This is a genomic window from Microbacterium sp. W1-4-2 (assembly GCF_058349885.2).
Genome location: NZ_JBYRJC020000002.1, coordinates 341,372 through 367,587, shown reverse-complemented (window position 1 = coordinate 367,587; position 26,216 = coordinate 341,372). Strand labels below are relative to the sequence as shown.

19 protein-coding genes and 2 pseudogenes are annotated in these 26,216 nt (G+C 68.9%); 11 read left to right on the top strand and 10 right to left on the bottom strand.

Going from position 1 to position 26,216, the window contains the following annotated elements; translation table 11 throughout:
- Positions 1-476: 476 nt before the first annotated feature.
- The gene (locus AC3RX0_RS09570; RefSeq protein WP_491505747.1) at positions 477-1,574 is read right to left on the bottom strand and encodes an ArsR/SmtB family transcription factor; all 1,098 of its coding nucleotides are present in this window, start codon (positions 1,572-1,574) and stop codon (positions 477-479) included.
- 162 nt (positions 1,575-1,736) lie between these two features.
- Here AC3RX0_RS09570 and AC3RX0_RS09565 point away from each other — a divergent pair, with 162 nt between their 5' ends.
- The 8 genes from AC3RX0_RS09565 to AC3RX0_RS09530 all read left to right on the top strand — a co-directional run bounded on the left by AC3RX0_RS09565 (position 1,737) and on the right by AC3RX0_RS09530 (position 10,954).
- A complete protein-coding gene (locus tag AC3RX0_RS09565) occupies positions 1,737-2,489 on the top strand; it encodes an amino acid ABC transporter permease (RefSeq protein ID WP_491505746.1) in 753 nt (250 codons plus the stop codon).
- A gap of 1 nt (position 2,490) precedes the next feature.
- Positions 2,491-3,261: an amino acid ABC transporter ATP-binding protein gene (locus tag AC3RX0_RS09560; RefSeq protein ID WP_491505745.1), complete on the top strand. Its 771-nt coding sequence runs from the start codon at positions 2,491-2,493 to the stop codon at positions 3,259-3,261.
- Between the two features lie 73 nt (positions 3,262-3,334).
- Positions 3,335-4,165: a substrate-binding periplasmic protein gene (locus AC3RX0_RS09555; RefSeq protein ID WP_491505744.1), complete on the top strand. Its 831-nt coding sequence runs from the start codon at positions 3,335-3,337 to the stop codon at positions 4,163-4,165.
- Between the two features lie 64 nt (positions 4,166-4,229).
- Positions 4,230-6,089, top strand: coding sequence for a CocE/NonD family hydrolase (locus tag AC3RX0_RS09550; RefSeq protein WP_498165946.1), 1,860 nt, complete (start codon positions 4,230-4,232; stop codon positions 6,087-6,089).
- A gap of 288 nt (positions 6,090-6,377) precedes the next feature.
- Positions 6,378-7,589, top strand: coding sequence for a sugar ABC transporter substrate-binding protein (locus AC3RX0_RS09545; protein WP_491505742.1), 1,212 nt, complete (start codon positions 6,378-6,380; stop codon positions 7,587-7,589).
- Positions 7,590-7,638: 49 nt separating this feature from the next.
- Positions 7,639-9,336, top strand: coding sequence for a sugar ABC transporter ATP-binding protein (locus tag AC3RX0_RS09540; protein WP_491505741.1), 1,698 nt, complete (start codon positions 7,639-7,641; stop codon positions 9,334-9,336).
- Positions 9,337-9,339: 3 nt separating this feature from the next.
- Positions 9,340-10,455 (top strand): ABC transporter permease, encoded by a 1,116-nt coding sequence (locus AC3RX0_RS09535; RefSeq protein ID WP_491505740.1) that lies wholly within the window; start codon positions 9,340-9,342, stop codon positions 10,453-10,455.
- An 88-nt stretch (positions 10,456-10,543) separates the two neighbouring features.
- Positions 10,544-10,954: a hypothetical protein gene (locus tag AC3RX0_RS09530; RefSeq protein WP_491505739.1), complete on the top strand. Its 411-nt coding sequence runs from the start codon at positions 10,544-10,546 to the stop codon at positions 10,952-10,954.
- An 89-nt stretch (positions 10,955-11,043) separates the two neighbouring features.
- On the opposite strand, the gene araA is transcribed toward AC3RX0_RS09530, so the two are convergent.
- The 9 genes and pseudogenes from araA to AC3RX0_RS09485 all read right to left on the bottom strand — a co-directional run bounded on the left by araA (position 11,044) and on the right by AC3RX0_RS09485 (position 23,130).
- On the bottom strand, positions 11,044-12,558 hold the full coding sequence (gene araA / locus AC3RX0_RS09525; RefSeq protein WP_491505738.1) for an L-arabinose isomerase: 1,515 nt from the start codon (positions 12,556-12,558) through the stop codon (positions 11,044-11,046).
- The gene (locus tag AC3RX0_RS09520) at positions 12,555-13,253 is read right to left on the bottom strand and encodes an L-ribulose-5-phosphate 4-epimerase (protein WP_491506336.1); all 699 of its coding nucleotides are present in this window, start codon (positions 13,251-13,253) and stop codon (positions 12,555-12,557) included. The genes araA and AC3RX0_RS09520 overlap by 4 nt, the downstream gene beginning before the upstream one ends.
- Before the next feature lie 21 nt (positions 13,254-13,274).
- Positions 13,275-14,888, bottom strand: a pseudogene (locus AC3RX0_RS09515) (xylulokinase); the annotation flags it as partial.
- Entirely contained in the window at positions 14,885-16,039 is a 1,155-nt protein-coding gene (mmsB, locus tag AC3RX0_RS09510) for a multiple monosaccharide ABC transporter permease (RefSeq protein WP_491506335.1), read from the bottom strand. The pseudogene AC3RX0_RS09515 and the gene mmsB, both read right to left, overlap by 4 nt.
- An 80-nt stretch (positions 16,040-16,119) precedes the next feature.
- A complete protein-coding gene (gene mmsA, locus AC3RX0_RS09505; protein ID WP_491505737.1) occupies positions 16,120-17,664 on the bottom strand; it encodes a multiple monosaccharide ABC transporter ATP-binding protein in 1,545 nt (514 codons plus the stop codon).
- 68 nt (positions 17,665-17,732) lie between these two features.
- The gene (gene chvE, locus AC3RX0_RS09500; protein WP_491505736.1) at positions 17,733-18,881 is read right to left on the bottom strand and encodes a multiple monosaccharide ABC transporter substrate-binding protein; all 1,149 of its coding nucleotides are present in this window, start codon (positions 18,879-18,881) and stop codon (positions 17,733-17,735) included.
- Between the two features lie 311 nt (positions 18,882-19,192).
- Positions 19,193-20,212, bottom strand: a complete 1,020-nt coding sequence (locus tag AC3RX0_RS09495; protein WP_491505735.1) for a LacI family DNA-binding transcriptional regulator — start codon at positions 20,210-20,212, stop codon at positions 19,193-19,195.
- Between the two features lie 32 nt (positions 20,213-20,244).
- Positions 20,245-21,798 carry a hypothetical protein gene (locus AC3RX0_RS09490; protein ID WP_491505734.1) on the bottom strand — a complete coding sequence of 518 codons (1,554 nt, stop codon included), beginning with the start codon at positions 21,796-21,798 and terminating at the stop codon, positions 20,245-20,247.
- A gap of 104 nt (positions 21,799-21,902) precedes the next feature.
- Positions 21,903-23,130 (bottom strand): annotated as a pseudogene (locus tag AC3RX0_RS09485) (amidohydrolase).
- 101 nt (positions 23,131-23,231) lie between these two features.
- On the opposite strand from AC3RX0_RS09485, the gene AC3RX0_RS09480 reads away from it, so the two are divergent.
- From AC3RX0_RS09480 to AC3RX0_RS09470, 3 genes are read left to right on the top strand one after another with little or no spacing between them, the layout of a single operon-like run.
- The gene (locus tag AC3RX0_RS09480) at positions 23,232-24,440 is read left to right on the top strand and encodes an ROK family protein (protein WP_491505733.1); all 1,209 of its coding nucleotides are present in this window, start codon (positions 23,232-23,234) and stop codon (positions 24,438-24,440) included.
- Positions 24,437-25,381, top strand: coding sequence for a carbohydrate ABC transporter permease (locus tag AC3RX0_RS09475; protein ID WP_491505732.1), 945 nt, complete (start codon positions 24,437-24,439; stop codon positions 25,379-25,381). The genes AC3RX0_RS09480 and AC3RX0_RS09475 overlap by 4 nt, the downstream gene beginning before the upstream one ends.
- Positions 25,374-26,204, top strand: coding sequence for a carbohydrate ABC transporter permease (locus tag AC3RX0_RS09470; protein ID WP_491505731.1), 831 nt, complete (start codon positions 25,374-25,376; stop codon positions 26,202-26,204). The genes AC3RX0_RS09475 and AC3RX0_RS09470 overlap by 8 nt, the downstream gene beginning before the upstream one ends.
- Positions 26,205-26,216: the final 12 nt, after the last annotated feature.

The window sequence follows — 26,216 nt, the reverse complement described above, 5'->3', positions numbered from 1 at the left end:
GTCGGGCAGCTATGCGCGTACGGTCGTCAGTCGCTATCTCAACTCGCTACCTGCCGGCCTCGTCATTGTGGCGGGGCCGGCAGGTTGGACAGTGACTGCGCCATCGGGAGTGAGACATGTGTTCAGCAGTGTGAACGCTCTCGCTGAACGCATGGCAGCGGCGCTCGCACATCGCTGTAGCCGTGACCGGGACAGCATCCGGGCAATCGTCCATGGATTGGCTGCTTCGCAACCACCGCATCGTCGTCAGACGCCCCTTCTGCAGCATTCCCGTCAGTGCCGCGGCTGCGGTCGCAATCTGAGTGGTGCAGCCGAAGACCGTTGGATGACCGAGGCCATTGCCGAGTTCGTCTGCGTGCAACTCGAGACGGCACTCACGCGCCAGAATGCCTAGCTGCACTCTATTCGTGTAAGAGCTAGCCGCCCGTCGTAGGCGAACGATGACGTCGACCCATTTCGTTCGACCCACGTGATCGCTACTGGATGATCCCGCGCAGCGCCTCGTACCCGATGTTCGCGATCACGGCGGCGCTCATGCGGTGGAACACCTGCCGCCCGTCCCGCTGCGAGCTGATGAGTCCGTTCTCGCGCATGATCCGCAGGTGACGCGACACCGCGTACTTGGTCATCCCCGTGCGTCGCGACAGCTCGGTGGTGGTGATCGATTCACCGATCAGGTGTCGGCTCAGCTCCCACCGGGCGGGCTCCGTGAAGACGGCAATCCGCCGACGCAGCTCTGCGGTCGAATGGGCGTCGCGGCCCCGGTTGCCCTCTTGCACCAGGTAGGGGATCACGACGGGCAGGCCCACGTCGAGCTTCAGGATCAGATGCGGCCACGCGTGCGCGGACGGCACGAGCACCAGACCGTCCGGCGCGGTCTCGCGCCGCGCCGACTGCAGCTTGTCGAAGAAGACCGTGTCGGACGAGCTGCGCATGGACGCGATGTCCGACAGTTCGGCGACTGCGTCGGCAACCGCGGTGTTCTCAAGCCTGACCCGCGTGGCGCGAGCGCTCTCTTTGAGCGTGGGTTCGACGCGACTCCATTCGGCGTCGAAGAACGCGCCCGCGCACTGCTCCAGAACGTTCAGCAGATCGCGTCGAAAGCGTCTCGGGTCGGAGGTCAGCGAGACGGCCAGATCACCGCGCGCGAACGACAGCCGCGCGCAGTCCTGCACCCACCCGGGCGCATCGAGAAGCGCAGCGCCGGTGCCGGGGATCGCCGCTGTGGCGAACGTGAGACCGCGGATGGAGTTCGCGACGAGCGGCACGAAGGTGTCGTCGTCCACGGTCGCGATGGTGTGCAGCTCGTCGGAGAGGGGCCGATCGAGCTCGAGTCCCAGCGGATACAGCAGGCGAGCCCGATACCTGGCCCACAGCGGAGCGAAGCGCTGCAATTGCGAAGCCAGCTGCGGCGGGATCTGCTCGCGGATCGACACCAGCCACGCGCGTGCCTCGGGGTGGTGGTCGGGCTCGGCAAGGACGTGAAGGCAGGCCAGCAGCTCCGCCAGCGGCGAGGTGCCCGCCGCGACGCGCCCCCCGCCGGCGATCTCGGTGACTGTGAGTGCAACAACCACCCAGACAGACTCCCACGAGGTGCCGCGGGACGAGCGCGATCACCGCGTAATAGTTGTCAGCTTGATGCAACCGTCGGCGGTTCCGTCTGGTTCGCTCCTTATCGTGACTGTGCGTGACACCGTCGTCGCGGAAAGCGACGGCTCGACGAGGAGAGATGAACGATGGATGCCTTTATCCACACCTTCTTCGACTGGCGGGAGATGCTGGCGATCTTCCCAGTGCTGCTCACCGAGGGAGTCCGCAACACCCTGCTGATCGCCCTGCTCGCAGCTCTGCTGGGTCTGGTGATCGGCATCGTCCTCGCCATGATGCTGCTGGCACGGATGCCGCTGGTCAAGCTGCTCGCGCGGGTTTACGTCGACATCTTCCGAGGTCTTCCCGCGATCCTCACGATCAGCCTCATCGGACTCGGCCTGCCAGCTGCCGGCATCCGCCCGTTCGGCACCTCGCCGCTCGGGTACGCGGTGCTGGCCGTCGGGCTGATTTCGGCGGCGTACTGCGCCGAGATCTTCCGCTCCGGCATCCAATCCGTCGACCCCGGACAGATGCAGGCGGGCCGCTCGCTCGGCATGAGCTACCTGCAGACCATGAGCCGGGTGGTCATCCCCCAGGGCGTCCGGAACGTGCTGCCCGCGCTCACGAACCGCTTCATCATCGATATCAAAGAGAGCTCGCTCGTCTATCTGCTGGGCATGACCATCGGCGAGCGAGAGCTCTATTTCATCGCGCACCAGCAGCAGGCCGCCACCTACAACTCATCGGCGCTGGTGGCCGCGGGCATCTGCTACCTCGCGATGACCGTCCCGCTCACCTACCTCGTCAACTGGTGGGACCACCGGCTGCGCGAAGGCAAGCGCATCGCCGCCCCGCAACCCGAGATCGTGCCCGCTCTCGCGGGCGGAGAGGAGGCGTGACATGACCGCCGTCGCCCTGACCCCGGCATCCGTCGCCACCGGCGAACCCGCGATCCGACTGCGCGGCATCAGGAAGACTTTCGGGCACCTCGAGATCCTGCGCGGCATCGACCTCGACGTGCAGCACAGAGAAGTCGTCTGCATCATCGGGCCATCCGGCTCGGGCAAATCGACGCTGCTGAAATGCGTCAACCTGCTGCAGCCGCCCACGGCTGGTTCCATCCACATCAACGGCGTGGAGCTGACCGACCCCAGGGTCGACGTCAACCGGGTGCGCTCGAGCGTCGGCATGGTCTTCCAGCACTTCAACCTGTTCCCGCACGTGACGATCCTCGGCAACGTGACGATGGCGATGCGCGCGGTCAAGCGCATCTCGAAGGTCGACGCCAAGCAGCGCGCGATGGAACAGCTCGAGCGGCTGGGTGTGGCCGACCTGCGGGACAAGCGCCCCGCCGACTGCTCGGGCGGCCAGCAGCAGCGCGTGGCGATCGCCCGCGCCCTGGCCATGGAGCCGCAGGTCATGCTGTTCGACGAGGCGACCTCGGCGCTCGACCCCGAGCTGGTCAAGGGGGTTCTCGACGTGATGCGGGACCTCGCGCAGTCGGGCATGACGATGGCCGTCGTCACCCACGAGATGAACTTCGCCCGCGAAGTCGCCGACCGCATCGTGTTCATGGACAACGGCGCTATCGCCGAACAAGGACGCGCGCGCGAGCTGCTGAGCAATCCGACCACGCCGCGCCTGCAGGGCTTTCTCTCGCAGGTCCTCTGACCCGACTTCGCTTGCCCGACTTCACTGACCCGACCGATCCCGACCCACCCCATTCAACGAAAGGCACGCCACCATGAAGATCACCCGCGCACTCGCCGCGCTCAGCGTCGTCGCCGCGCTCGCGCTCGCCGGCTGCAGTTCCAACGGCGCGAGCGCCGACGACGCCAAGAAGGACGACCCGTACCACCTGATCACCCCGGGCGTGCTGCTGACCTCGACCTCGGGTTCGCAGCCGCCGTTCACGGTGCAGAGCCAGGACGGCAAGCTCTCGGGCTACATCGTCGACATCACGAACCTCGTCGCAAAGAAGCTCGGACTCAAGGTCGAGTACAAGTTTACGACGAGCGCCGCCGGCATCCAGGGCCTCACCGCGGGGCAGTACGACCTCGTCGCGGACGGGTTGGGCGTGACCGACGAGCGCAAGAAGGCGATCTCGTTCTCGAAGGGCCTGTACTGGTCGGTGACGGCCGCCCTGACGAAGAAAGACAGCTCCATCGCTTCGATCGGCGACCTGTCCGGAAAGCGCGTCGCGGCACTGACCGGCTCGGTGCAGGCGGGGTACCTCAAGAAGATCGCGGGCGTCACGCCGGTGGAGTTCGAGAGTCAGGATGCCGAGGTCTCGGCGCTGAACTCCCGAAACGTCGACGCGGTGTTCCTCGGGGGACCGGATGCCACGCACTACGTCGAGAAGTTCCCCGACGCGCTGAAGATCGCCGCGACCCAGCCGGTGGACCACGAGACCTCCGTCGCCTTCCAGAAGGGCAACACCGCGCTCGTGGACGCCTGGGACGCGGAGGTGAGCAAGCTCGTCGACGACGGCACCCTGCTCAAGCTCTACGACCAGTACTTCCACGAGAAGCCCGTCGAGAACCTCAGCAAGATCTGGCCGAACCTGCAGGGCTGATCCGATCGTCGGCCGGCTCCGCAGCGAGCCGGCCGGCCTGGCCGACCGGGGAGGACGGCACGAGATGTCGCTTGTAGAAGCGCACACGGTGGAGCAGGTGTCTGCGGACGTGTATCGGACGACCGTGATGGTTCCGATGAGGGACGGCGTCAGGCTCGCCACCGACGTCTACTGGTCGGGCGTGGCGGACCTCGATGCATCGGGGACGAAGACGGTGCTCCTCGAGCGGTCGCCCTACGACGTGCGGGCCACTCGCCGATCCGACGGTGTCCACGACGACGGCACCCAGGTCACACCCGAGTCGGGTGCCACGTACTTCGCCCGCCGCGGCTACGTCGTCGTGCGGCAGGACTGCCGCGGACGGGGGCACTCGGAAGGCACGTTCAGCAAGTACGTGGGCGAGGCGGCGGACGGATTCGACATGTCCGCGTGGCTCCTCGAACAGCCGTGGTGCGACGGGCGGATCGCCACGTACGGTGTCTCGTACAGCGCACACACCCAGACGGCGGCAGCGTCGATGGGCGCTGCGGGCATCGCCGCGATGATCGTCGATTCGGGCGGGTTCTCGGATGCCTGGGAAGCGGGCGGCCGGTTCGGCGGCGCCTTCGAGCTCAAACAGGTGACGTGGGCGTACCGGAGGCTGTTGGATCAAGAAGGCGCCGACGGCTCGGTGCCCTCGGTGGAGGAGTTGGCGGCCTGGCTGCGGGCCATGCCCTGGCGACGGGGATCATCGCCGTTCTCGGGCCACCCCGATTACGAGAGCTTCGTCTTCGACCAGTGGTCGCACGAGGACCGCGATGACTTCTGGACGTCGCCGGGACTCAGCGCCCGTGACCACTACCAGAACTTCCCGCGCGTTCCCATCCTCAGCATCTCGAGCTGGTACGACCCGTACGTGCTGACTGCGGTGGAGAACTTCCGGACCCTGCGCGAAGACCAGCCCCGCAGCCGCCTCGTGCTCGGCCCGTGGACGCACGGCGCGCGCAGCGTCACCTACGCCGGCGACGTCGACTTCGGACCAGCGGCCGCGCTCGACGGCAGCCTCGATACCGACTACCTGTCGTTCAAGGACAACTGGCTGCAGGGCGCCCTGCACGGCGACGGGCCGGCGCTGCCCCCCGTTGCCTACTTCATCATGGGCGGGGGCACCGGCCGCAAGGGCGTCGACAGCCGCATGGATCACGGCGGCCGCTGGGCCACCGCTTCGCAATGGCCGCCCGAGACGGCGCACGAGATGGACCTCTTCCTCACTGTCGATCAAGGGCTCGGGCCGACCGCGGTCGCTCGGGGCAGCATCTCGTTCGACTTCGACCCGAGGGATCCCGCCCCCAGCTGTGGCGGAGGGATCACGAGCGGTGAGCCGTTCATGCGAGGCGGCGCCTTCGACCAGCGCGCGTCCGCCGACCGGGTGGCGCGGCAGAAGGGCCCGTCGAGTTCGGGGGTCGCGCTGCCGCTGGCGGCTCGACAGGACGTCGTCGCCTTCATGACGCCGCCCTTGGAGCAGGACGTTGTCGTCGCCGGTGAGGTGATCGTCGAACTGGAGATCTCGTCGAGCGCCCCCGACACCGACATCACAGTGAAGCTCGTCGACGTCCATCCCCCCAACGAGGACTATCCGCAGGGGTTCGCGATGAACATCACAGACGGCATGCTCCGTTGCCGATACCGGAACGACCCGTCGGCTCCCGAGCTGATGGAGCCGGGGCGCTCCTACCGGATCTCGATTCGGATGCCGGACACCGCGAACCTGTTCGCCGCCGGCCATCGCATCCGACTCGACGTCTCATCGAGCAGCTTCCCTCGATGCGATGTGAACCCGAACACTGGCAATCCCGTCTTCGGCGACCGCACCTGGCAGATCGCGCGCAACACCATCCACTGCGGATCGTCGCGGCTTCGCCTCTCGGTCATCGACGTGACCTGATCGATCACTCCACGTATCGCTACGGCGTCGACTCGCCGCCTGAGGACGGGCTATCCGCTTCTGAGGCATTCGCCATGAGTGTGCGCACGATTGTTGACAATCCTGGACGCAATTCCCTAGCCTGCCGTCACTGACACACGCACGCGTTGACGAGGACGCGACGATCGGATTGTCCCGCGATGGCCGCCCGAACAGGCCCGACCGGGGTGGACTGACCGCTACGTGCGCACCGATGCGCCACGTGCCGCGAAGTATGTCCTGCAATCGGTCGACTGATCGGAGGATCAGATGCACGCAGTGAAAGTCCGCTCGCCACGGGATCGAGCGGTCTGGCGGACCCTGGTGGTGGGAGCGACCGCCCTGGCCTGCGGACTGGCGCTCGCCGGCTGCAGCAGCTCGGCGCCGACCAAGGCGGGCGGGTCCCCCGGCACGGCCGTCTCGCAGGCGACGATCACCAGGCTCAAGGCCTCGGTCGCCGACGCCGAGAAGGCGCCGCAGTTCGTCGCTCCCGGTCCGTCCGTCGACGTGTCGGCCGTGAAGGGCAAGACGGTCTACGCCTTCCCGATCAACAACGAGATCGACACGTGCAACCGCCAGGTCGCGACCTACAAGCAGCTGGGCCAGCAGTTCGGCATGAACGTCATCACGTTCAGCAATGCGGGTGCGCCCGACCAGTGGGCCACGGGCGTGAAGAATGCGGTCGCCGCGCATGCCGACGTGCTCGCGATGTTCTGCGGCATCATCCCGGGCGCGATCGGCCCGCAGCTGCAGGCCGCGCACAATGCCGGCATCAAGATCATCGACGGCAACTACAACGAGACCAACGACTACAAGGGTCTCGACGCGGTCACCGGGGTGCAGACGGCTGAGGGCATGAAGACGAGCGTGGATGCCGCGGTCGTGGCGTTGAACGGCAAGCCGCTGCATGCCCTGATGGTCACGAGCAGTTCGGTGATCCAGGGTCCCGCGGCCACCGCGGCGGTGCAGAGCGAGGTCAAGGCCGACTGCGCCAGCGTGTGCACCGTCGACAAGACGATCGACGTGCCCGTGCAGAACTGGACGAGCCAGACCACCAACCAGGTGTCGTCGGCGCTGCTGGCCGACCAGAACATCAACGCGGTGTTCGTCGCGTTCGACGGCATGGCCACCTTCGCCGTCACCGGCGTGCAGCAGGCCAAGCGCAGCGACGTCAAGGTCTACACGTGGGGCACCAGCGCCTCGACCGTCAAGACGATGGTCGGCAACGGCGACGGCATCCTGCAGGCCGATGTCGGGCCGAGCGTGGTGTGGGACGCCTACGCCGAGATGGACCAGACGATCCGGCTGCTCGGCGGCAAGACTCCGGCCACGCCCGAGGCCGAGATCGTGCCCAACCGGTTCTGGACGCCCGCCAACGCGTCGGGCTTCCTCACCTCCAGCGGCGGCTACAACGAGGCCGGCTACGGCGGGACGAGCTACCAGAACGACTACCGCAAGCTCTGGAACGCGCCCCAGCTGTAAGGAGCGAAAGGCCCGGGATCGAGGCATCCATCCGCAGAGGAACGGCAGCATGAACGTCGCCGCGAACGACCGGCCCGTGCCCGCGCTGCAGGCGCGCAATCTGGCCAAGCGCTTCGGCGCACAGGCGGCGCTGGCCGGCGTCGACCTCACGATCGAGCAGGGCGAGGTGCTCGCCCTGCTCGGCGAGAACGGGTCGGGCAAGTCCACGCTCGTGAAGATCCTGTCGGGGTTCCACGCGCCCGAGCCCGGCGGCAGCCTGCGGGTCGCGGGGCGCGACGTGCCGCTGCCGGTGCCGCACGACCACTACCGCGACATCGGGCTGAGCTTCGTCTACCAGGACCTGGGCCTGGCCCTGGGTCTGAGTGTCGTCGAGAACCTCAACGTCGGGCGCCGGGTGGGCGGCGCGACCGGGATCCTCAGCCCGATCGCCTGGGCCCGCGAGCGCCGAGCGGCGCAGGCGGTGTTCGAGCGGTATCACGTCGACCTCGACCCCGGCGCGTCCGTCGGCGGGCTGCGCCCGGCGGCGCAGGCGCTGCTGGCGATCGTGCGGGCGGCCGAGGATCTGCGGCTGTTCCGCGAGCGCGCGAGCGCCGGCTCGGGCGACGGCGCACAGGCGCCGCACGGGGTGCTCGTGCTCGACGAGCCGACCGTGTTCCTGCCGCAGGACGAGAAGGTGTTCCTGTTCGACCTCGTGCGCCAGGTGGCCGCGGGCGGCACGGCCGTGCTGTTCGTCTCGCATGACCTGGCCGCGATCCGCGCGCTCGCCGACCGGGCCGTGATCCTGCGCGACGGCGCGGTGATCGGCGACGTCGCCGTGGCCGAGACGCCCGACGACCGACTCGTCGAGCTCATCTCGGGTCACCACGCGTCCGCGATCATCGAGCGTGCGGCCTCGCGCGCGGTCGAGTCGGTCGTGGGTTCCGACGTGGATGCCGCGGCCGCGGCATCCCTCACCGACACGGCGGAGTCCACCCAGCGGCTGCGCGTGAGCGGGGTCGCCGGCGGGCAGCTGCGCGACGTGTCGTTCGACGTCGGTGTCGGCGAGATCGTCGGCGTCGCGGGCCTGCTGGGCTCGGGGGCCGAAGACCTGCCGTACGCCTTGTTCGGCGCGCTGCCCGGGGCCTCGGGCCGGCTGCAGGTCGGCGACGCGGTGCACGACCTCGCCCGGTTCAGCCCGCGGGCGGCACGCGCGGCGGGGCTGGCGCTGGTTCCCGCCGACCGCAAGCAGCAGGGGATCGCCCCGGCCCTGACGATCGGCGAGAACATGATGTCGCTCGTGTACGACCAGTACTTCCGCCGCGGGCTGCTCGGCCGGCGCACGCTGCGGCGCACCGCCGACGAGCGGGCCCGCGCGTTCGGCGTGCGCCCGCCGCGCTCGAGCGCGCTGGTCTCGTCGCTCAGCGGGGGCAACCAGCAGCGCGTCGTGCTGGCGCGGTGGCTCGAAGACCCGCCGCTCGTGCTGATCCTGCACGAGCCGACCCAGGGCGTGGACGTCGGCACCCGCGCAGAGCTCGGCGCTATGCTGCGGCGTCTGGCCGACACCGGCATCTCGATCGTGTGGGTCAGCACCGACTTCGACGAGCTCGCCGACGTCTGCAGCCGCGTGCTGATCTGCTCGGGCGGCGTGATCGCCGCGCAGCTGAGCTCCACGCCCGGGGCAGCCCCCGGGGACGACCCGATCACCCGCGACCGGATCACGGCAGAGGTCTACGCCGCCGGCGCCCGCGTACGAGCACAGGAAGGCTGATCCATGGGACTGGATGCGAAGCCGGGGGCACCGGGCGCGACCGGCACGAGCGGTGCGAACGGCACGGCTACGGGCACGACCTCGGGTGCGGCGGGTGCGCGAGGCAGTGCCCAGAGGGCGGGCAGGCGCGGCGGGCCGCTCGGCCGCTACGGCAATCTGCTCGAGAGCCTGATGCTGCCGGTGGCGTTCGTGCTGCTGATCGTCGCGTTCACCATCGCCACCCCGAACTTCCTCACCGGCGCGAACTTCTCCAGCGTCCTCGGGTCGCAGGCGGTGCTGTTCGTCCTCGCGCTCGGCCTGCTGATCCCGCTGACGAACGGCGACATCGACCTGTCGGTCGGCAGCCTGTCGGGGCTCGTGTCGATGGTCGTGGCGGTCCTGAACACTCAGGCGGGCGTGAACATCTGGCTGTGCTGCCTGATCGGCCTTGCCGTGGGCCTGGTCGGGGGAGCGCTCAACGCGTTCCTCGTCATCCGGTTCAACGCCAACTCGTTCATCATGACGCTGGCCACCGGCACGGTGTTCGCGGGCATCATCGAGTGGATCTCGGGCGAGCAGACCATCACGGGCGTCTCGAGCGACCTGGTGCAGGTCGTCTTCTACAACGACCTGATCGGCATCCCGTGGGAGTTCTTCATCGGCATCATCCTGATGCTCGCGATGTGGTACGTCCTGACGTTCACGCCGTTCGGCCAGCGTGCCCTGTTCGTCGGCCAGTCGCGGCAGGTCGCCCGCCTCAGCGGCTTTCCGGTCAGCCGGGCCCGCTCCTACGGCTTCATCATCGCCGGCGGGATGGCCGCCCTGTCGGGGCTGCTGTTCGTCGGCACGCAGGCATCGGCGAGCCCGGGCGACGGCAACATCCTGCTGCTGCCGGCCTATGCGGCCGCGTTCCTGGGCCTGACGACGATCCAGCCGGGCCGCTTCAACGCGATCGGCACGTGCATCGCGGTGTACTTCCTGGCGTTCGGCGTCTCGGGGTTCCAGCTGCTGGGCGCGCAGATCTACATCCAGCAGATCTTCTACGGCGTGATCCTCGCCGTCGCGATCCTGCTCTCGCGCGTGCTCAGCCGCCGCCGCTACGGTGGAGGCGCCGACGAGAGCTTCATCGAGGCCGAGTAGAACGGGGCGGCCGGGCCACAGCATCCCTCATCAGGCGTATCGTGCAGACCGTCGTCTGTGAACGGACGCGACGGGCGAGGAGGTCACCATGAAGCTGCGCGACGTGCCGACGCGACTGGTCACCGGGGCGTACATCCTGCACTCCGGCATCACGAAACTGAAGGCGGGCCCCGAACAGGCCACCGGCCTGCACGGTGCGGCGGCGGGGGCGTACCCGATGCTCGAAGACATCCCGCCCGCGCGGTTCGTGCGCTCGCTCGCGATCGGCGAGATCGCGGTCGGAACGCTGCTGCTGCTGCCGTTCGTCCCGACGGTGGTGGCCGGCGCCGTGCTCACGGGGTTCTCGTCGGGACTTGTCGGCATGTACCTGCGCACGCCCGCGCTGCGCAAGCCCGGCAGCATCTGGCCGAGCCAGGCCGGCACCGCCATCAGCAAGGACGCGTGGATGCTGGGGATCGGTCTGGGAATGCTCGTCGGCGCCGCCGAAGACGGCAACTGAGAAGCGGCGATCCGATGACCGTGCAGCCGATTCAGTCGACCGACCTTCCGGGCGGCGACCTCGAGTGTGAGTGACGCCGCGAGTGTGCGTCAGATGCCCTGCGCGAGCCGGTAGTAGGCGGCGTTCCAGTCGAGCTCGCGGGTGAAACTGCGGGCCGTCGTCTGCTCGTCGATGATGAGCAGCTCGGTGCGTGCCATGCGGGCGAAGTCCTCGATCACGTCCATCCCCACGGCCGTGGTCAGCACGGTGTGGTGTGCTCCGCCGGCCTGCAGCCACGCCGTGGCCGACGTCGTGAAGTCGGGCGCCGGCTTCCACACCGCCCGGCCGACCGGCAGCTCCGGCAGGGGCGCCGAGGGCTCGACCACCTCGACGGCGTTCGCCACCAGCCGGAACCGGTCGCGCACGTCCGACAGTGACACGACCACGCCCGCGCCGGGGTCTGCGGTGAACACGAGTCGCACCGGGTCGTCCCTGCCGCCGATGTCGAGCGGGTGCACCTCGAGCGACGGGCGCGTCGAGGTCAGCGTCGGGCTCACCTCGAGCATGTGCGCGCCGAGGATGCGCTCGTCGCCCGGGGTGAGGTCGTACGTGTAGTCCTCCATGAGCGACGCTCCACCCGGCAACCCAGCGCCCATGACGTTGATCGCCCGCAGCAGCACCGCGGTCTTCCAGTCGCCCTCGGCGCCGAAGCCGTAGCCGTCGGCCATCAGGCGCTGCACGCCGAGTCCCGGCAGCTGCCGCAGCGCGCCCAGGTCCTCGAACGAGGTCGTGAAGGCGCCGAAGTCGCCTCCTTCCAAGAACCGGCGCAGGCCGAGCTCGATCGCCGCGCCGTCACGCAGCGCACCGTGCCGCTCTGCGCCCGGCAGCAGCACCGGGTCGACGTCGTACACCTCGGCGTACTCGTCGACGAGGGCGTCGATCTCGGCGTCGGTGCACTGCGCGACCGCGTCGGCGAGCTCATTGATGCCCCACGTGTTCACCTCGACCCCGAACACCAGTTGGGCCTGCGTCTTGTCGCCCTCGGTGACGGCGACCTGCCGCATGTTGTCGCCGAAGCGCGCGAGCTTCAGCGACCGGGTCACGGCCAGGCCCGCCGCCGCACGCATCCAGGCGCCGACCTTCGCCGCCACGGCCGGATCCGAGACGTGCCCGACGACGGTCTTGCGGGGCATCCCCAGCCGCGACTGGATGTACCCGAACTCGCGGTCGCCGTGCGCCGCCTGGTTGAGGTTCATGAAGTCGAAGTCGATGTCGCTCCACGGCAGCTGCACGTTGGCCTGCGTATGCAGGTGCAGCAGCGGCTTCTGCAGCGCCGACAGCCCGGCGATCCACATCTTGGCCGGACTGAACGTGTGCATCCACGCCGTGACGCCGATGACCCGGTCGTCGGCGTTGGCCGCGAGCATCGTCCGGCGGATGGCGTCGGCGTCGGTGAGCACGGGCTTCCACACCAGGCGGACGGGCACCGCCGCGCAGAGCTGCGCAGCCACGGCCTGCGACTGCTCGGCCACGCGGGCGAGGGTGGCCGGTCCGTACAGCTCCTGGCTGCCGGTGAGGAACCAGACCTCGTAGCCGTCGAGGATCGTCGAGGGGGACGTGCTCACTGCAGAGCTCCTTCCGGCTTCTGGCCGTACACGTTCTGATAGCGGTCGAACAGGCGGTCCACGGCATCGGGCGGGATCGGCACGACCGGACCGCCCGTCCGTGCCAGGTGCACGGTGCGGGCCACGTCTTCGGTCATCACGGCCGCCTTCACGGCATCCCGCGCATCGCGTCCGATCGTGAACACGCCGTGGTTCTGCATGAGGACGGCACGGCTGCGGTGCCCGGTGAGGGTCTCGACGATGCCGTGCCCGATGGCGTCGTCGCCGATCAGCGCGAACGGGCCGATCGGGATCTCGCCGCCGAACTCGTCGGCCATCGCGGTCAGGACGCAGGGGATGGGCTCGGCCCGGGCCGCCCACGACGTCGCGTACGGGGAATGCGTGTGCACCACACCGCCGACGTTCGACATGTGCCGGTACACGTACGCGTGGGCCGCGGCATCCGACGACGGCGACCGGTCGCTGCCGGCCGCACCCGCGACGGGCACGCCGTCGAGGGTGCACAGCACCATGTTCTGCGGCGTGAGGTCGTCGTACGAGACGCCGCTGGGCTTGATGACGAACAGATCGGCGCCGGGCACGCGCTCCGAGACGTTGCCGCCGGTCCAGACGACGAGCCCGTTGCGAACGAGCTCGGCGTGCAGCGCGGCCACCCGCTCACGGGTGCGTTGGATGCGATCGTCGTCGACGTTCATGATTCCGCTCCTTTCGAGAGGGATGTCACGGACCGCCCGGCTCTCGACCGAGAGCCCGGCGCGGTAGAGGCGGTGGAACCGTGCGAACCCGGCGACGTCGTCGCGGTCGGGCTGCACGAGGGAGAAGTCGCCGGAGGCGAAGACCGCGGTGTGCACGTAGTCCGACAGCGTCGGCGCGGCGGTGCCGTCCCCGTCGGATGCCGCGCGCACGGCGCGGAACGCGGCCAGCACCGCGGCGCCCCACGCCCCGCCGTCCGACGCGGTGCGCGCCACCAGCACCGAGGTGTCCAGGGCCGCTGCGAGCATCCGCTGCGCGACACCGGCCGTGCGGAACACGCCGCCGTGCGCGTAGATGCGGTCGAGGTCGACGCCCTCGCCGGCCAGGATCTGCATGCCGATCGCCAGCGTCGCGAACACGCCGTAGAGCTGCGCCCGCATCATGTTGGCCAGCGACGGGTCGCTGTCGGCGGTGCGCACCACGAGCGGGCGGCCGGAGTCGAGCCCGACCAGCGGCTCGCCCGACAGGTGGTTGTAGGCGATCACGCCCCCGGCGTCGGCGTCGGCGGTCAGCGCCTCGTCGAACAGCACCCGGTACGACTCGTCGACCTCGACGGGTGCGCCCGTCAGCGCGGCGAAGCGCCGGAACAGGTCGACCCACACGCCGAGCTCGCTCGCCCCGTTGTTGCAGTGCACCATCGCGACCGCGCGCCCCTCGGGGGTGGCGACGATGTCGATCTCGCGGTGGGCGTGAGCCGGCGGCTCGTCCAGGACGACCGACGCGAAGATGCTGGTGCCGACACTGACGTTGCCCGTGCGCGGCGACAGCGCCCCGGTCGCGACCATGCCGGTGCCGGCATCGCCTTCGGGCGGGCACACCAGGGCACCCGCCGTGAGAGCGCCCGTCGGGTCGAGCAGCAGCGAGCCGGCCGCGGTCAGCGTCCCGGCGTCGGCGCCCGCCCGGGCGATCGGGGGCAGGATGCCGCGGACCGGACAGCCGAGCACCGCGCTCGTCTCGAGCCGGTCGAAGGCGTCCGCCATGGACGCGTCGTAGTCGCCGGTGACCGGATCGATCGGGAACATGCCGGCCGCATCGCCGATGCCGAGCACGCGGCGGCCGGTGAGGCGCTCGTGCACGTAGCCGGCCAGGGTCGTCAGGTGCGCGATGCGCGGCACGTGCGGCTCGCGGTCGAGGATCGCCTGCTGCAGATGCGCGATCGACCAGCGCAGCGGGATGTTCACGCCGAACAGCTCCGAAAGGGCGGCTGCGGCATCCCCCGTCGACGTGTTGCGCCACGTGCGGAACGGCACCAGCAGCTCGCCGCCGGCGTCGAACGCCAGGTAGCCGTGCATCATCGCCGAGACGCCGAGGGCCCGAAGCGCGGTCGGACGCACGCCGTGCCGGGCGAGCGCGTTCTCCGACATCGCCTGGTACGCCGTCTGCACCGCAGTCCACACATCCTCCAGCGCATACGTCCAGCGCGCGTCGACGAGCCGGTTCTGCCACGTGTGGGTTCCGGATGCCACGACCCGGGCGGGTCGCGCCGCATCGACGAGGCACGCCTTGACCTGCGTGGAACCGAGCTCGATGCCCAGGCAGACCGCACCGTCGGCGATCGCCGCTGCGTCGCCCGTCATCGGGCGCGCTCGCCGCGGCGCTTGTTGATGACGTCGAACGCGACGGCGGCCAGCAGCACGAGGCCCTTGATGAACTCCTGCCACTCGGTGCCGACGCCCATGATCGTCATGCCGTTGTTGAGCACGCCGATGATGAGACCGCCGATGATCGCCCCGCCGATCGTGCCGATGCCACCGCTGACGGCGGCCCCGCCGATGAACACCGCCGCGATCGCGTCGAGCTCGAACCCGTTGCCGGCGCTGGGCCCGGCGAGGTTCAGCTGCGCCGTGAACACGAGCCCCGCCAAGGCCGAGAGCACGCCGATGTTCACGAACAGCAGGAAGCTGACCCGGTCTGTGCGCACGCCGCTGAGCTGAGCGGCGCGCTTGTTGCCGCCGATCGCGTAGACGTGGCGGCCGAAGACGCTGTTGGCCATGACGGCCGAGTACGCGACGACGAGCACGCCGAGGATGATCAGCACGACCGGGGTGCCGCGGTAGCTGGCCAGCAGCCACGAGATGCCCAGGATCAGCACCGACATGAACGCCGTCTTCAGCACCGACCAGCCGAGCGGCTCGAGCGTGAGCCCGTTGCGCGCCCGTGCCCGGCGCGAGCGCACGCTCATGCCGATGAGTGCCAGCACCGAGCCGACGCCGATGATCATCGTCAACGCTTCGAGATACGACGTGCCGCCGCCGAGGTCGGGCAGGAACCCCGATCCGATCGCGCGGAAGCCGTTGTCGAACGGCGAGATCTGCGTGTTGTGCAGCAGGATCTGCGCGAGCCCGCGGAACAGCAGCATGCCGCCGAGGGTCACGATGAACGACTCGATGTGGAAGTACGCGATCCAGAACCCCTGCCAGGCGCCGATGAGGGCCCCGGCGATCAGGCACAGCAGCACCGTCATGCCCCACGACATCCCCATCTTGTTGTTGAGAACGCCGGCGAGGGCCCCGATCACGGCGACCACCGAGCCGACCGACAGGTCGATGTGTCCGGCGATGATCACCATGACCATGCCGATCGCGAGGATCAGGATGTAGCTGTTCTGCACGATGAGGTTCGACACGTTGCGCGGGCTCAGCGTGATGCCCTGCGTGACGAGCTGGAAGAACAGCACGATCACGATCAGCGCGATGAACAGGCCGATCTGGCGCAGCTGCCCGCCCATGTAGGCGACGGTGCTGGCCACGATCCCTCCGCCCGTGGGGCGGGATGCGGGAGGAGCAGGCGGGGCGACCCGGGTCGTGCTCATACGTGGTCCTCTTCTCGGATCTTGGTCATGCTCTGCATGAGTCGTTCGGGGGATGCCTCGGCCCGCGGCACCTCGGCGGTGATCACGCCCTCAGAGAGCGTGTAGATGCGATCGCACAGACCGATGAGCTCGGGCAGCTCGGACGAGATCACGAGGATGCCCTTTCCCTGGTCGGCGAGCCGGTTGATGATCGTGTAGATCTCGTACTTCGCGCCGACGTCGATGCCGCGGGTCGGCTCGTCGAGGATCAGCACGTCGGGGTCCGAGAACATCCATTTCGACAGCACGACCTTCTGCTGGTTGCCGCCCGAGAGCTTGCCGGTGAACGTGGCGACCGACGGCGCCTTGATATTCATGTCGCGGCGGAACTCCTCGGCCACGACGTGCTCGCGGTTGCGGTCGACCCAGCCGTTGCGGCTGAGCTTGCCGAGCGCGGCGGACGAGACGTTGCGTGCGATGTCTTCGATGAGGTTCAGGCCGTACGTCTTGCGGTCCTCGGTCGCGTACGCGAGTCCGGCGCGGATCGCGGCGGGCACGGTGCGCGTGTTGACCCGCTCGCCCCGCATGAAGACGCTGCCCGAGATGTCGACGCCCCAGCTGTGCCCGAACACGCTCATCGCGAGCTCGGTGCGCCCGGCGCCCATGAGGCCGGCGATGCCGACGATCTCGCCGGCGCGCACCGACAGGTGCGCCCCGTCGACGACCTTGCGGCCGCGGTCGGAGGGGTGGTGCACCGTCCAGTCCTCGATGCGCAGCAGCTCGTCGCCGATCGTGGGGGTGTGGTCGGGAAAGCGGTGGGTGAGGTCGCGACCGACCATCCCCTTGATGATGCGGTCCTCGTTCACGTCGGGACTGGACGCGTCGAGCGTCTCGATCGTGTGCCCGTCGCGGATGATCGTGACGGTGTCGGCGACCTTCTTGATCTCGTTGAGCTTGTGCGAGATCAGGATGCTGGTCACCCCCTGCGCCTTCAGCTCGAGGATCAGCTCCAGCAGCCGCGCCGAGTCGTCGTCGTTGAGGGCCGCGGTCGGCTCGTCGAGGATGAGCAGCTCGACCTTCTTCGAGAGCGCCTTGGCGATCTCGACCAGCTGCTGCTTGCCGACGCCGAGCTCGGCGATCTTCGTGGCGGGGTTGTCGAGCATTCCGACCCGGTCGAGGTATTCGCGGGCCAGCGTCTCGGTCGCGCCCCAGTCGATCCAGCCGACGGTGGCGCGCTCGTTGCCGATGAAGATGTTCTCGGCGATGCTCAGGTAGGGGCTGAGCGCCAGCTCCTGGTGGATGATCACGATGCCGGCCTTCTCCGAGTCGGAGATGCCGCTGAACTGGCAGACCTGCCCGCCGTAGACGATGTCGCCCTCGTATGTCCCGTGGGGATACACGCCCGAGAGGATGTTCATCAGGGTGGACTTGCCGGCGCCGTTCTCGCCGCAGATCGCGTGGACCTCGCCGCGGCGCACCGAGAGCGTGACGTCCGACAGCGCTTTCACGCCGGGGAACTCCTTCGTGATGGAGCGCATCTCGAGGATGGGGGCCTGATCCATGTCGCCTCCTTGCGATGAAGGGTTCGGGATGCCGCAGCCGCCGGGTCGCGGCATCCCGAACCGTCGTCCTACTTCAGGTCGGCGGCCGTGTAGTAGCCGCTGTCGATGAGCTCCTTCTGGTAGTTGGTCTTGGTGACCACCACCGGCGGGAGCAGGTAGGTCGGCACGATCTTCTTGCCGTTGTCGTAGCTCTTGGTGTCGTTCACCTCGGGCTGCTTGCCCTGCAGCAGCGCCTCGGTCATCGCGACGGCCTGCTTGGCGAGGTTGCGGGTGTCTTTGAAGATCGTGGAGTACTGCGAGCCGGCGATGATCTGCTTCACGCTCGCGACCTCGGCGTCCTGCCCGGTGATGACCGGCCAGCCGTTCGAGCCCACCTTGTAGCCGCCGCTCTCCAGCGCGGCGATGATGCCGTCCGACAGACCGTCGTAGGGGGAGAGCACGCCGTCGAGCTTGGTGCTGCCGGTCGAATAGCTCTTGGCGAGCAGGTCGTCCATGCGCTTCTTGGCCGTGGCCGGGTCCCAGCCCTGGATCGCGGTCTGGTTGAACGCGGTCTGGCCGCTGGTGACCACCAGGGTGCCGTCGGCGATCAGCGGCTTGAGCACGCTCATCGCGCCGTTGTAGAAGAACGTGGCGTTGTTGTCGTCGGGGCTGCCGGCGAAGATCTCGACGTGCCACGGTCCGGTCTTGCCGGTCTTGGCGCCGCTGTCGTCCAGATAGCCGAGGCCGGTCAGCAGCGAGTTGGCCTGCAGCACGCCGACCTTGAAGTTGTCGAACGTGGCGTAGTAGTCGACGTTCGCGTCGCCGGTCAGCAGCCGGTCGTACGAGATGACCTTGACCCCGGCGGCCTTCGCGTCGTCGAGCTGCTGGCCGAGCGCGCCGCCGTCGATCGAGGCGATCACGAGCACCTTCGCGCCCTTCGTGATCATCGACTCGATCTGCTGCGCCTGCGTGGGGATGTCGTTGTTCGCGTACTCGAGGTCGGTCTTGTAACCCGCCTGCTGAAGGTACTTCTCGACATTGTTGCCGTCCTGGATCCAGCGCTGGTCGACCTTGGTGGGCATCGCGATGCCGACCAGCGCGCCCTTTCCGGCGTTTGCTGCGCCGCCGCCGGCGGCATCGGCGGCTGTCCCTCCGCGACCGGCGCTGCACGCGGTGATGCTGAGGGCGAGGGCTGCACCGACGGCGACGGCGGCCAGCTTCTTGGTGCGGAACATCATGGTTCTGCCTCCTTCAAACGGAACTGCGGACGGGAACTCGAACCTGCGAGAGGTCGCGTGAAGACGAGGCGAGAGCGTCCTGTCGGTCGGGTCATCCGAGGTGGGCATCGGTGCCGAGCAAGAGAACCGCTTCGTCCTGTCTCACGAGCTGTTACCGGTAACAATCCAGGGTGAAGAGTTACCGGTAACAATTGCTGGCGTCGACGTTACGACGAGTGCTCGTCGATGTCAAGAGGTCGGTTTCGGCAGTGCCCGGGCGGGGTGAACCGGCACCGTGGTCCAGCCGAGCGATCCGACGGTCAGGTCGGGGTTCAGCCGGCGGCGGGCGGCGCCGTCGAGGCGCGGATCACGAGCTCGGGCACGAGGGGCGCGAGCGCGCTGTCTTCGTCGGCACCCGTAAGACGGGCGAGGATGAGCGCCACGGCGCGGCGGCCGCTCTCGGCGAAGTCCTGCCGCAGGGTCGTCAGCGGCGGCGTGTAGTGGGCGCTCTCGGGGGTGTCGTCGAAGCCGACCACGCTGATGTCGTCGGGGATGCGCACTCCGTGCTCGCGCGCGGCGTGCATGAACCCCAGGGCGATCTGGTCGTTCGCGCAGAACACCGCGGTGAACGGGGCGGCCGCGAGCAGCAGCCGGCCGGCCGTGTAGCCGGACTGCGCGCTCCAGTCGCTCTCCTGCACGCCGACCGCCGTCAGCCCCGCGTTCGCGAGGGCTTCGAGAAAGCCGCTGCGCCGGGCGGCGGCCTCGGGCCAATCGGTCGGGCCGGCGATCACGGCGAAGCGCGTGTGGCCGAGGCCGAGCAGGTGCCGGGCGGCGGCGGCTGCCGCGTCCGACTGCTCGGTGAACGCCGCGGCCTCGCCCGGGCCGTGCATCGTGACCACGGGGACGCCGGGTCTCGCCTCGGCCACGGCCTCGCGCGTCTGCGCGCTGGGTCCGATGATGATCAGGCCCGCGGCATCCTGACTCAGCAGGTGGGTGAGCGCCTCGCGCACGCTGTCGGCGTCGGCCGGATCGACCCCCGCGATCGTCACCGAGTAGCCCACGGCCCGGCCGGCCAGCTCGATCGCGTTGATCGTGCTGCTCGGCCCGTAGAGCAGCCCGCCGGTCGCATCGAGCACGCCCAGCATCTGGGTGTGGCCGCGGGCGAGGGCACGCGCGGTGCGGCTGGGGCGGAAGTCCATCTCGGCGATGGCCGCCAGCACACGGTCGCGCGTGGCCGCGCTGACGTTGTCGGACTCGTTGAGCACGCGCGAGACGGTCATGTGCGAGACGCCGGCGCGCTGGGCGACATCCCTGATGCTCGGCGGCTGGTGCGAGCTGCGGGCTGGGGCCATGTTCCGATTATGTGGCAGAGGACGTCAGACGTTCACTTCCACAGCGGCGGCGGCGTCTTCGCTTCGACGTCGTGCCGCCACCCCATGACGGTGTCGGCGTAGGTGTGCCCGGCAGCGTTGCCGCGGCCCTTCACCCACGTCTTCTTCTTCACGTCGTAGTCGTGATAGGGGCGGCCGCTGTTGTAACGGCACCACATCTCGAGGTCGAGCTGGTCGTCGGTGAAGGCGGGGGCCGGGGTGGGCTTGGGTGTGCGCGGGTGCTTGGCCCACTTCTCGCGCTGCGTCTTGCTCGCCCGGGACGGCATCGGCTTTCCGTACCGCTGAACCTCCTTGGCGTCCGTCACCGCCTGTGACCGCCAGTCGCGCAGTCGGCGGCACATGTCCGTCACGTTGTCCTGCCAGTTCCACAGCTGATCGGTGCTCGGCTCGGGTGAGTTCGTCAGCTGTCCGATGCCGAACCCGAGGTCGCGGGAGGCGACGACGGGCTGCGGCGACTTCGAGACGACGCCGAGCTTCTTCACCGATGACGCGAACTCGGTGAAGCGCGATTCCTGAAACGCGACCACGTGGCAGCTCAGAGCGCGATCGTGCGTGATCCTGTCGCGGATCTGTTCGTGCGTGGGAGTGAGGCCGAAGATCGAATGGTGCTCTTCGAGCGCGGCCGAAATCGGGGCGCCGGATGGCGTCGCCTCGGCGTAGGCGCGCAGATCCCCGCCGTAGAACTCGCCCTTCCAGTCCACGAGCCAGTCGGTGCTGCCGATGGGGACGTCCTGCCAGCCGGTCGCATCGGGGCCCGGGAGGTAGGTGATGTCGTGTCGTTCCGCCGGCTTGTAGTGGCCAGGCACGACCGTGCCGTCCTTCTTCTTCTGTTTCGGCACCCACCTGACCCCGCTCTGCCGGTATTCGATCTCGATGCGCACGCGTCGAGCGACGGCGGCGTCCTCGGCGGCGCTGAGCTCCTTGATCCTCGTGCCGACCACGAGGTCGGGCATGCGGGGGCCGCTGCCGTCCATCGCTGCGATCGGGTGCACGATCTTCGCCTTCGTCTTGCGCATGTCGGTGCTGGTCGCCGTCACCTCGAGGTGGAGATCGCCGATCTGGGGCGCGATGCGCCAGGTCTGCTGCTGGCCGGTCGCTCCTGCGGCATCCCCCGACAGCAGCGTTCCCGCCGAGGGCAGCGGCCAGTCGTTCCACTTCGGTGGATCGTCCCACGCTGTCTGTGCAGTGTCCTGCCGAGTCCCGTCACCGTCGGTCACGGTGATGGCGAACCGGAAGGGCTGGATGTTCAGTTGGTACGTTCCCGAGGGCGGATCGATCGACAGTGACATCGCCGTCGTCCCGGCGCCCTTTCCGCTCGAACCGCCCGGAATCCCGCGATTCTTCGATTCGACCGAGCCCGAGATCCGCCCGACGCCCGACCACACGTACGGTGTCGAGCCGTCGTTGGCGAGGTCGCGGTGCAGCTCGAAGCTGCCCGATACCGTCTCGGTGATCTCGGCACCCATCGCCTCGGTGCCGATCTGCCGGGTGACGTGACCCTCGAAGCTGCCGACCCACACTCCGATCGCGCCCCATTGCGTCGTCATGGCTCCCCGCCTTCCGCCGTCCCCGCCTCGAACGGTAGCGGGTCGGGACGCTCCTGTGGAAGAGGCGCGGCCCTCGTCGGAGGGTATTCGTCAGGCGTCGCGGCTCAGACGAGGAACTCCCGGCCGGCCGCGACCATCGCCGTCACCCCGACCTCGATCGTGGGGTGGATCAGCGGCGCGAAGAACGGGGAGTGGTTGGTCGGGATGTCGCTGTCGACGGTGCCGTTCTGCATCGCCGTGGCGAAGGTCGCGGCATCCACCCCGCCCCAGAACCAGAGCACGAGCGGCACGCCCGCATCGCGCGCGAACCACGAGACATCCTCGCTGCCTGTGGTCATGCCGGGATCGATGACGCTCCGCTCGCCCAGCGCGCGCTGCAGTGCGGCGGTGACCCGGGCGGTGGCCTCGGCGTCGTTGATGGTCGCCGGCAGTGTGTGGTCGGTGCGGATCTCGGGCTCGTGTTCGGCGCCGGATGCCTCGGCTTCGGCGCGCACGATGCGCTCGACGCTTGCGAGCACGTGCTCGCGCATCTCGTCGTCGGCGTAGCGCAGGCTGATCTCGAGCGTCGCCTTGTCGGGGATGATGTTGTTCTTCAGCCCCGCGTGGATCGACCCGACCGTGACCACCGCGACCTTCTGCGGATCGATCTCGCGCGAGGCGATCGTCTGCAGGCGCATGACGGTGGATGCCGCCATCACGACCGGGTCGATCGTCGACTCGGGGCGCGAGCCGTGGCCGCCGCGGCCGTGCAGCGTCACGGTGAGGCCGTCCGAAGCGGCCATCTGCGTGCCGGGGCGGATGCCGATCGTGCCGGCCGGCAGCGGGGCCACGTGCTGGCCGAGCACGACGTCGGGCTTCGGGTACCGCTCGAGCAGTCCCGTGTCGAGCATCGAGCGGGCGCCCGAACCGTACTCCTCGGCCGGCTGGATCACGACGACCACGGTTCCCGACCACTCGTCGCGCGTGGCGACGAGCTTCTCGACCGCGCCGATCATCGCGGTCACGTGCATGTCGTGCCCGCACGCGTGCATGACCGGCACGGTGGTGCCGGCCGGGTCGACGCCCGTGACGGTGCTGGCGTAGGCGAGCCCGGTCTGCTCTTCGACCGGCAGTGCGTCCATGTCGGCGCGCATCCAGACGACGGGGCCGTCGTCACCCTTGCGCGTGTTGCGCAGCACGCCGACCACGCCCGTCACTCCGACCCCCTCTTCGAACCTCGAGCCCCAGGTCGCGCAGATGCCCTGCGGCGATGCCGGCGGTGCGGGTCTCCTGGTACGACAGCTCGGGATGCCTGTGCAGATCGATGTACAGCTCTTCGAGGTCGATGCTCATGCGGCCGAGCCTAGCGCCGGGGATGAACCGGGCCGGTTCACCCCTTGACAGGCTTGCGGACTTACTTCTACTCTTTCTTCACGACTTAACAAAGGAGTGAAATGCGAGCCGGCTCCCGCTCTCAGACGGACGTGAACCGCACGGCGATCCTCGCGCACCTCGGTGCGCACGGGCCGGCCTCGCGTGCCGAGCTGGCCCGCGCACTCGATGTCTCGGCGGCTCTGGTGACCCAGCTCACCCGGGACCTGCTCGCGGACGGCCTCGTCGAAGAGCTCGAAGAAGCCCGCAGCGGCGGACGGCCGGCACGGATGCTCGGGATCGTCTCGCACGACATCACCGCCCTCGGCGTCAAGGTCGCCCCTGACCACGTCGCGTTCGTGGAGGTCGGCATCGACGGCGTCGTCCGTCGCTCCGAGACGCAGGCCTTCGACGCCGTCTCGCCGCTGGCGGTACCGCATCTGACTGACCTCGTCAGGGAGTTCGTCGCCGGTGCAGAGTCGAGCCGACTGATCGGCATCGGGGTCGGCCTGCCGGGCACGGTCGCCCAGCAGGGCGTCGGCGTCGTCGACTCGACCCAGCTGCGCTGGAACCAGGTTCCGCTCGGCGAGCAGATGCGGCGTGCGCTCGGTCTTCCCGTGGTGGTCGAGAACAACGTCAACGCGCTGACCGTCGCCGAACAGCTGTACGGGCAGGGACGGCAGTTCCGGAACGTGCTCGTCGTCACCGTCGGCAACGGCGTCGGGGCGGGTCTGGTCGCCGACGGCGTCATCGTCCGCGGTCGCGCGGGCGGTGCCGGCGACCTGGGGCACGTCCCGGTGCGCGAGGACGGACCGCTGTGCCAGTGCGGCAATCGCGGCTGCCTCGAGGCGATCATCGGGCAGGCGGCGCTCGTCAACGACGCGCGGTCGATCCGACTGCTGGGGGATGCCGAGGGGATCGACGAGCTGCGTGAACTGGCCGACGCGGGCAACGACGCGGCGCGCGAGATCTTCGCGCACGCCGGTCACCAGCTCGGGCGTTCCCTCGCGGGTGCCGTGAATCTGCTCGCCCCCGACATCGTCGTGCTCTCGGGCGAGGGCGTCGAGGCGTGGTCGCACTGGTCCGCACCGTTCGAGAACGCTCTGCGCAGTGCGCTGGTGCCGGGCAAGCGCGGCACCGCGGTCGCCGTCGAGCGCTGGCAGGACGACCGGTGGGCGCAGGGCGCCGCCGCACTCGTGCTCGCGACGCCGTTCGACTCGCAGGGTGTCGCGGGAGAGCAGGGGCGGCTCGTCCGCGAGCGTCTGGTCGCATCGATCGAGGCGCGGCCATGAGCACGATGACGGTGCAGCCCGTCGTGGCCGCGCCGCCGGCCCCGGCGCCGTCGGGCCCGCGCCGGCGGGCGCGCAAGGCGACGTACCTGCTGACCGTCGCAGTGTTCCTGCTGCCGAGCCTCATCCCCCTGCTGGCGTTCGTGATCGGACCGATGATCTCCGCCGCCTGGACCAGCCTGCACTCCTGGAACCTCATCGGGTCCATGAAGTGGGTCGGGCTCGACAACTATGCCCACCTGCTCGGTGATCCCGCGACCCGCCAGGCGTTCCTGCACACCGTCTACTACATCGTCGGCTACCTGCCGCTCGTGTACATCGGCGGGCTCGCACTCGCCCTCGCGCTGAACACGAAGCTGCGTGGGCGGTCCCTCCTGCGCGGCGTCTACTTCCTGCCTGTGATCTCGAGCTGGGTCGTCGTGGCGCTCGTCTGGCGCTGGCTGCTCAACCCGAGCACCGGCATCGTCAACACCGTGCTGGCCTGGTTCGGCATCGACGGACCCGGCTGGTGGGCTGATCCGGTCTGGTCGATGCCGTCCATCATCCTCGCCTCGGCGTGGAAGGACCTCGGCTTCGTGATGGTCATCCTGCTGGCGGGCCTGCAGTCGATCAACTCCGACCTCTACGAGGCGGCGGCGCTCGACGGCGCCGGCTGGTGGCGGCGGCTGTTCAGCGTCACGCTCCCCATGCTCTCGCCGTCCACGTTCTTCGTCGTCGTCCTCTCGCTCATCAACGGGTTCCAGGTCTTCGACCAGGTCTACGTGATGACCGGCGGCGGGCCGAACAACTCCAGCCAGGTGGTCGTGCAGCAGGTGTACGACCTCACGTTCCGGTACGGCCAGGCGGGCATGGCGTCGGCGCTGTCGTGGCTGCTGTTCCTGGTCATCCTGATCGTCACCCTGGTCCAGTTCTACGGTCAGCGCAGGTGGGTGAACTATGACTGAGGCCCGCCGCCCGACCCTCACCGGCAGGACGCTGCTCTATCTCGTGCTCGTCGTCGGGGCGCTGATCATGGTGTTCCCGTTCGTGTGGACGGTCGTGACATCCATCACGCCCGGCGCCACCCTCACGACGACCCCCAAGATCATCCCCGACAACCCGTCGCTCGCGCCCTATTTCGAACTGTTCAGCCGGGTGCCGTTCGCCCAGGTGATCGTCAACTCGCTCATCATCGCCGTGATCAGCACCGTGCTCCAGCTGATCACGAGCGCGATGGCGGCCTACGTCTTCGCGCGGATGCCGTTCCGAGGTCGCGGTGCCGTGTTCGTGCTGTATCTCGCGACGATGATGATCCCGTTCCAGGTGCTCATCGTGCCGCTGTTCGCCGAGATGAAGACGCTCGGCCTGATCAACACCTACTTCGGCGCGATCCTGCCGACCATCGCCTCGGCGTTCGGCGTGTTCCTGCTGCGCCAGGCGATGAGCACCGTGCCCTACGACCTCGACCAGGCCGCGACGCTCGACGGCGCGGGCCACTTCCGCATCTTCTTCCAGATCATGCTGCCGCTGGTGCGCCCCGCGCTCGCGACCCTCACGGTGTTCGCGTTCCTCAACACCTGGAACAGCTTCCTCTGGCCGCTGATCATCCTGCGCGACCCGACCATGCAGACCCTGCCCGTCGCGCTGTCGAGCCTGCAGGGCCAGTACTCCACCCAATGGGACGTGCTCATGGCTGGCTCGGTCATCAGCATCCTGCCGATGTTCGCCCTCTACGTGTTCGCGCAGAAGTACATCGTCCAGGGCGTCGCGGGGACCGGCCTGAAATGAACCCCTCACCCG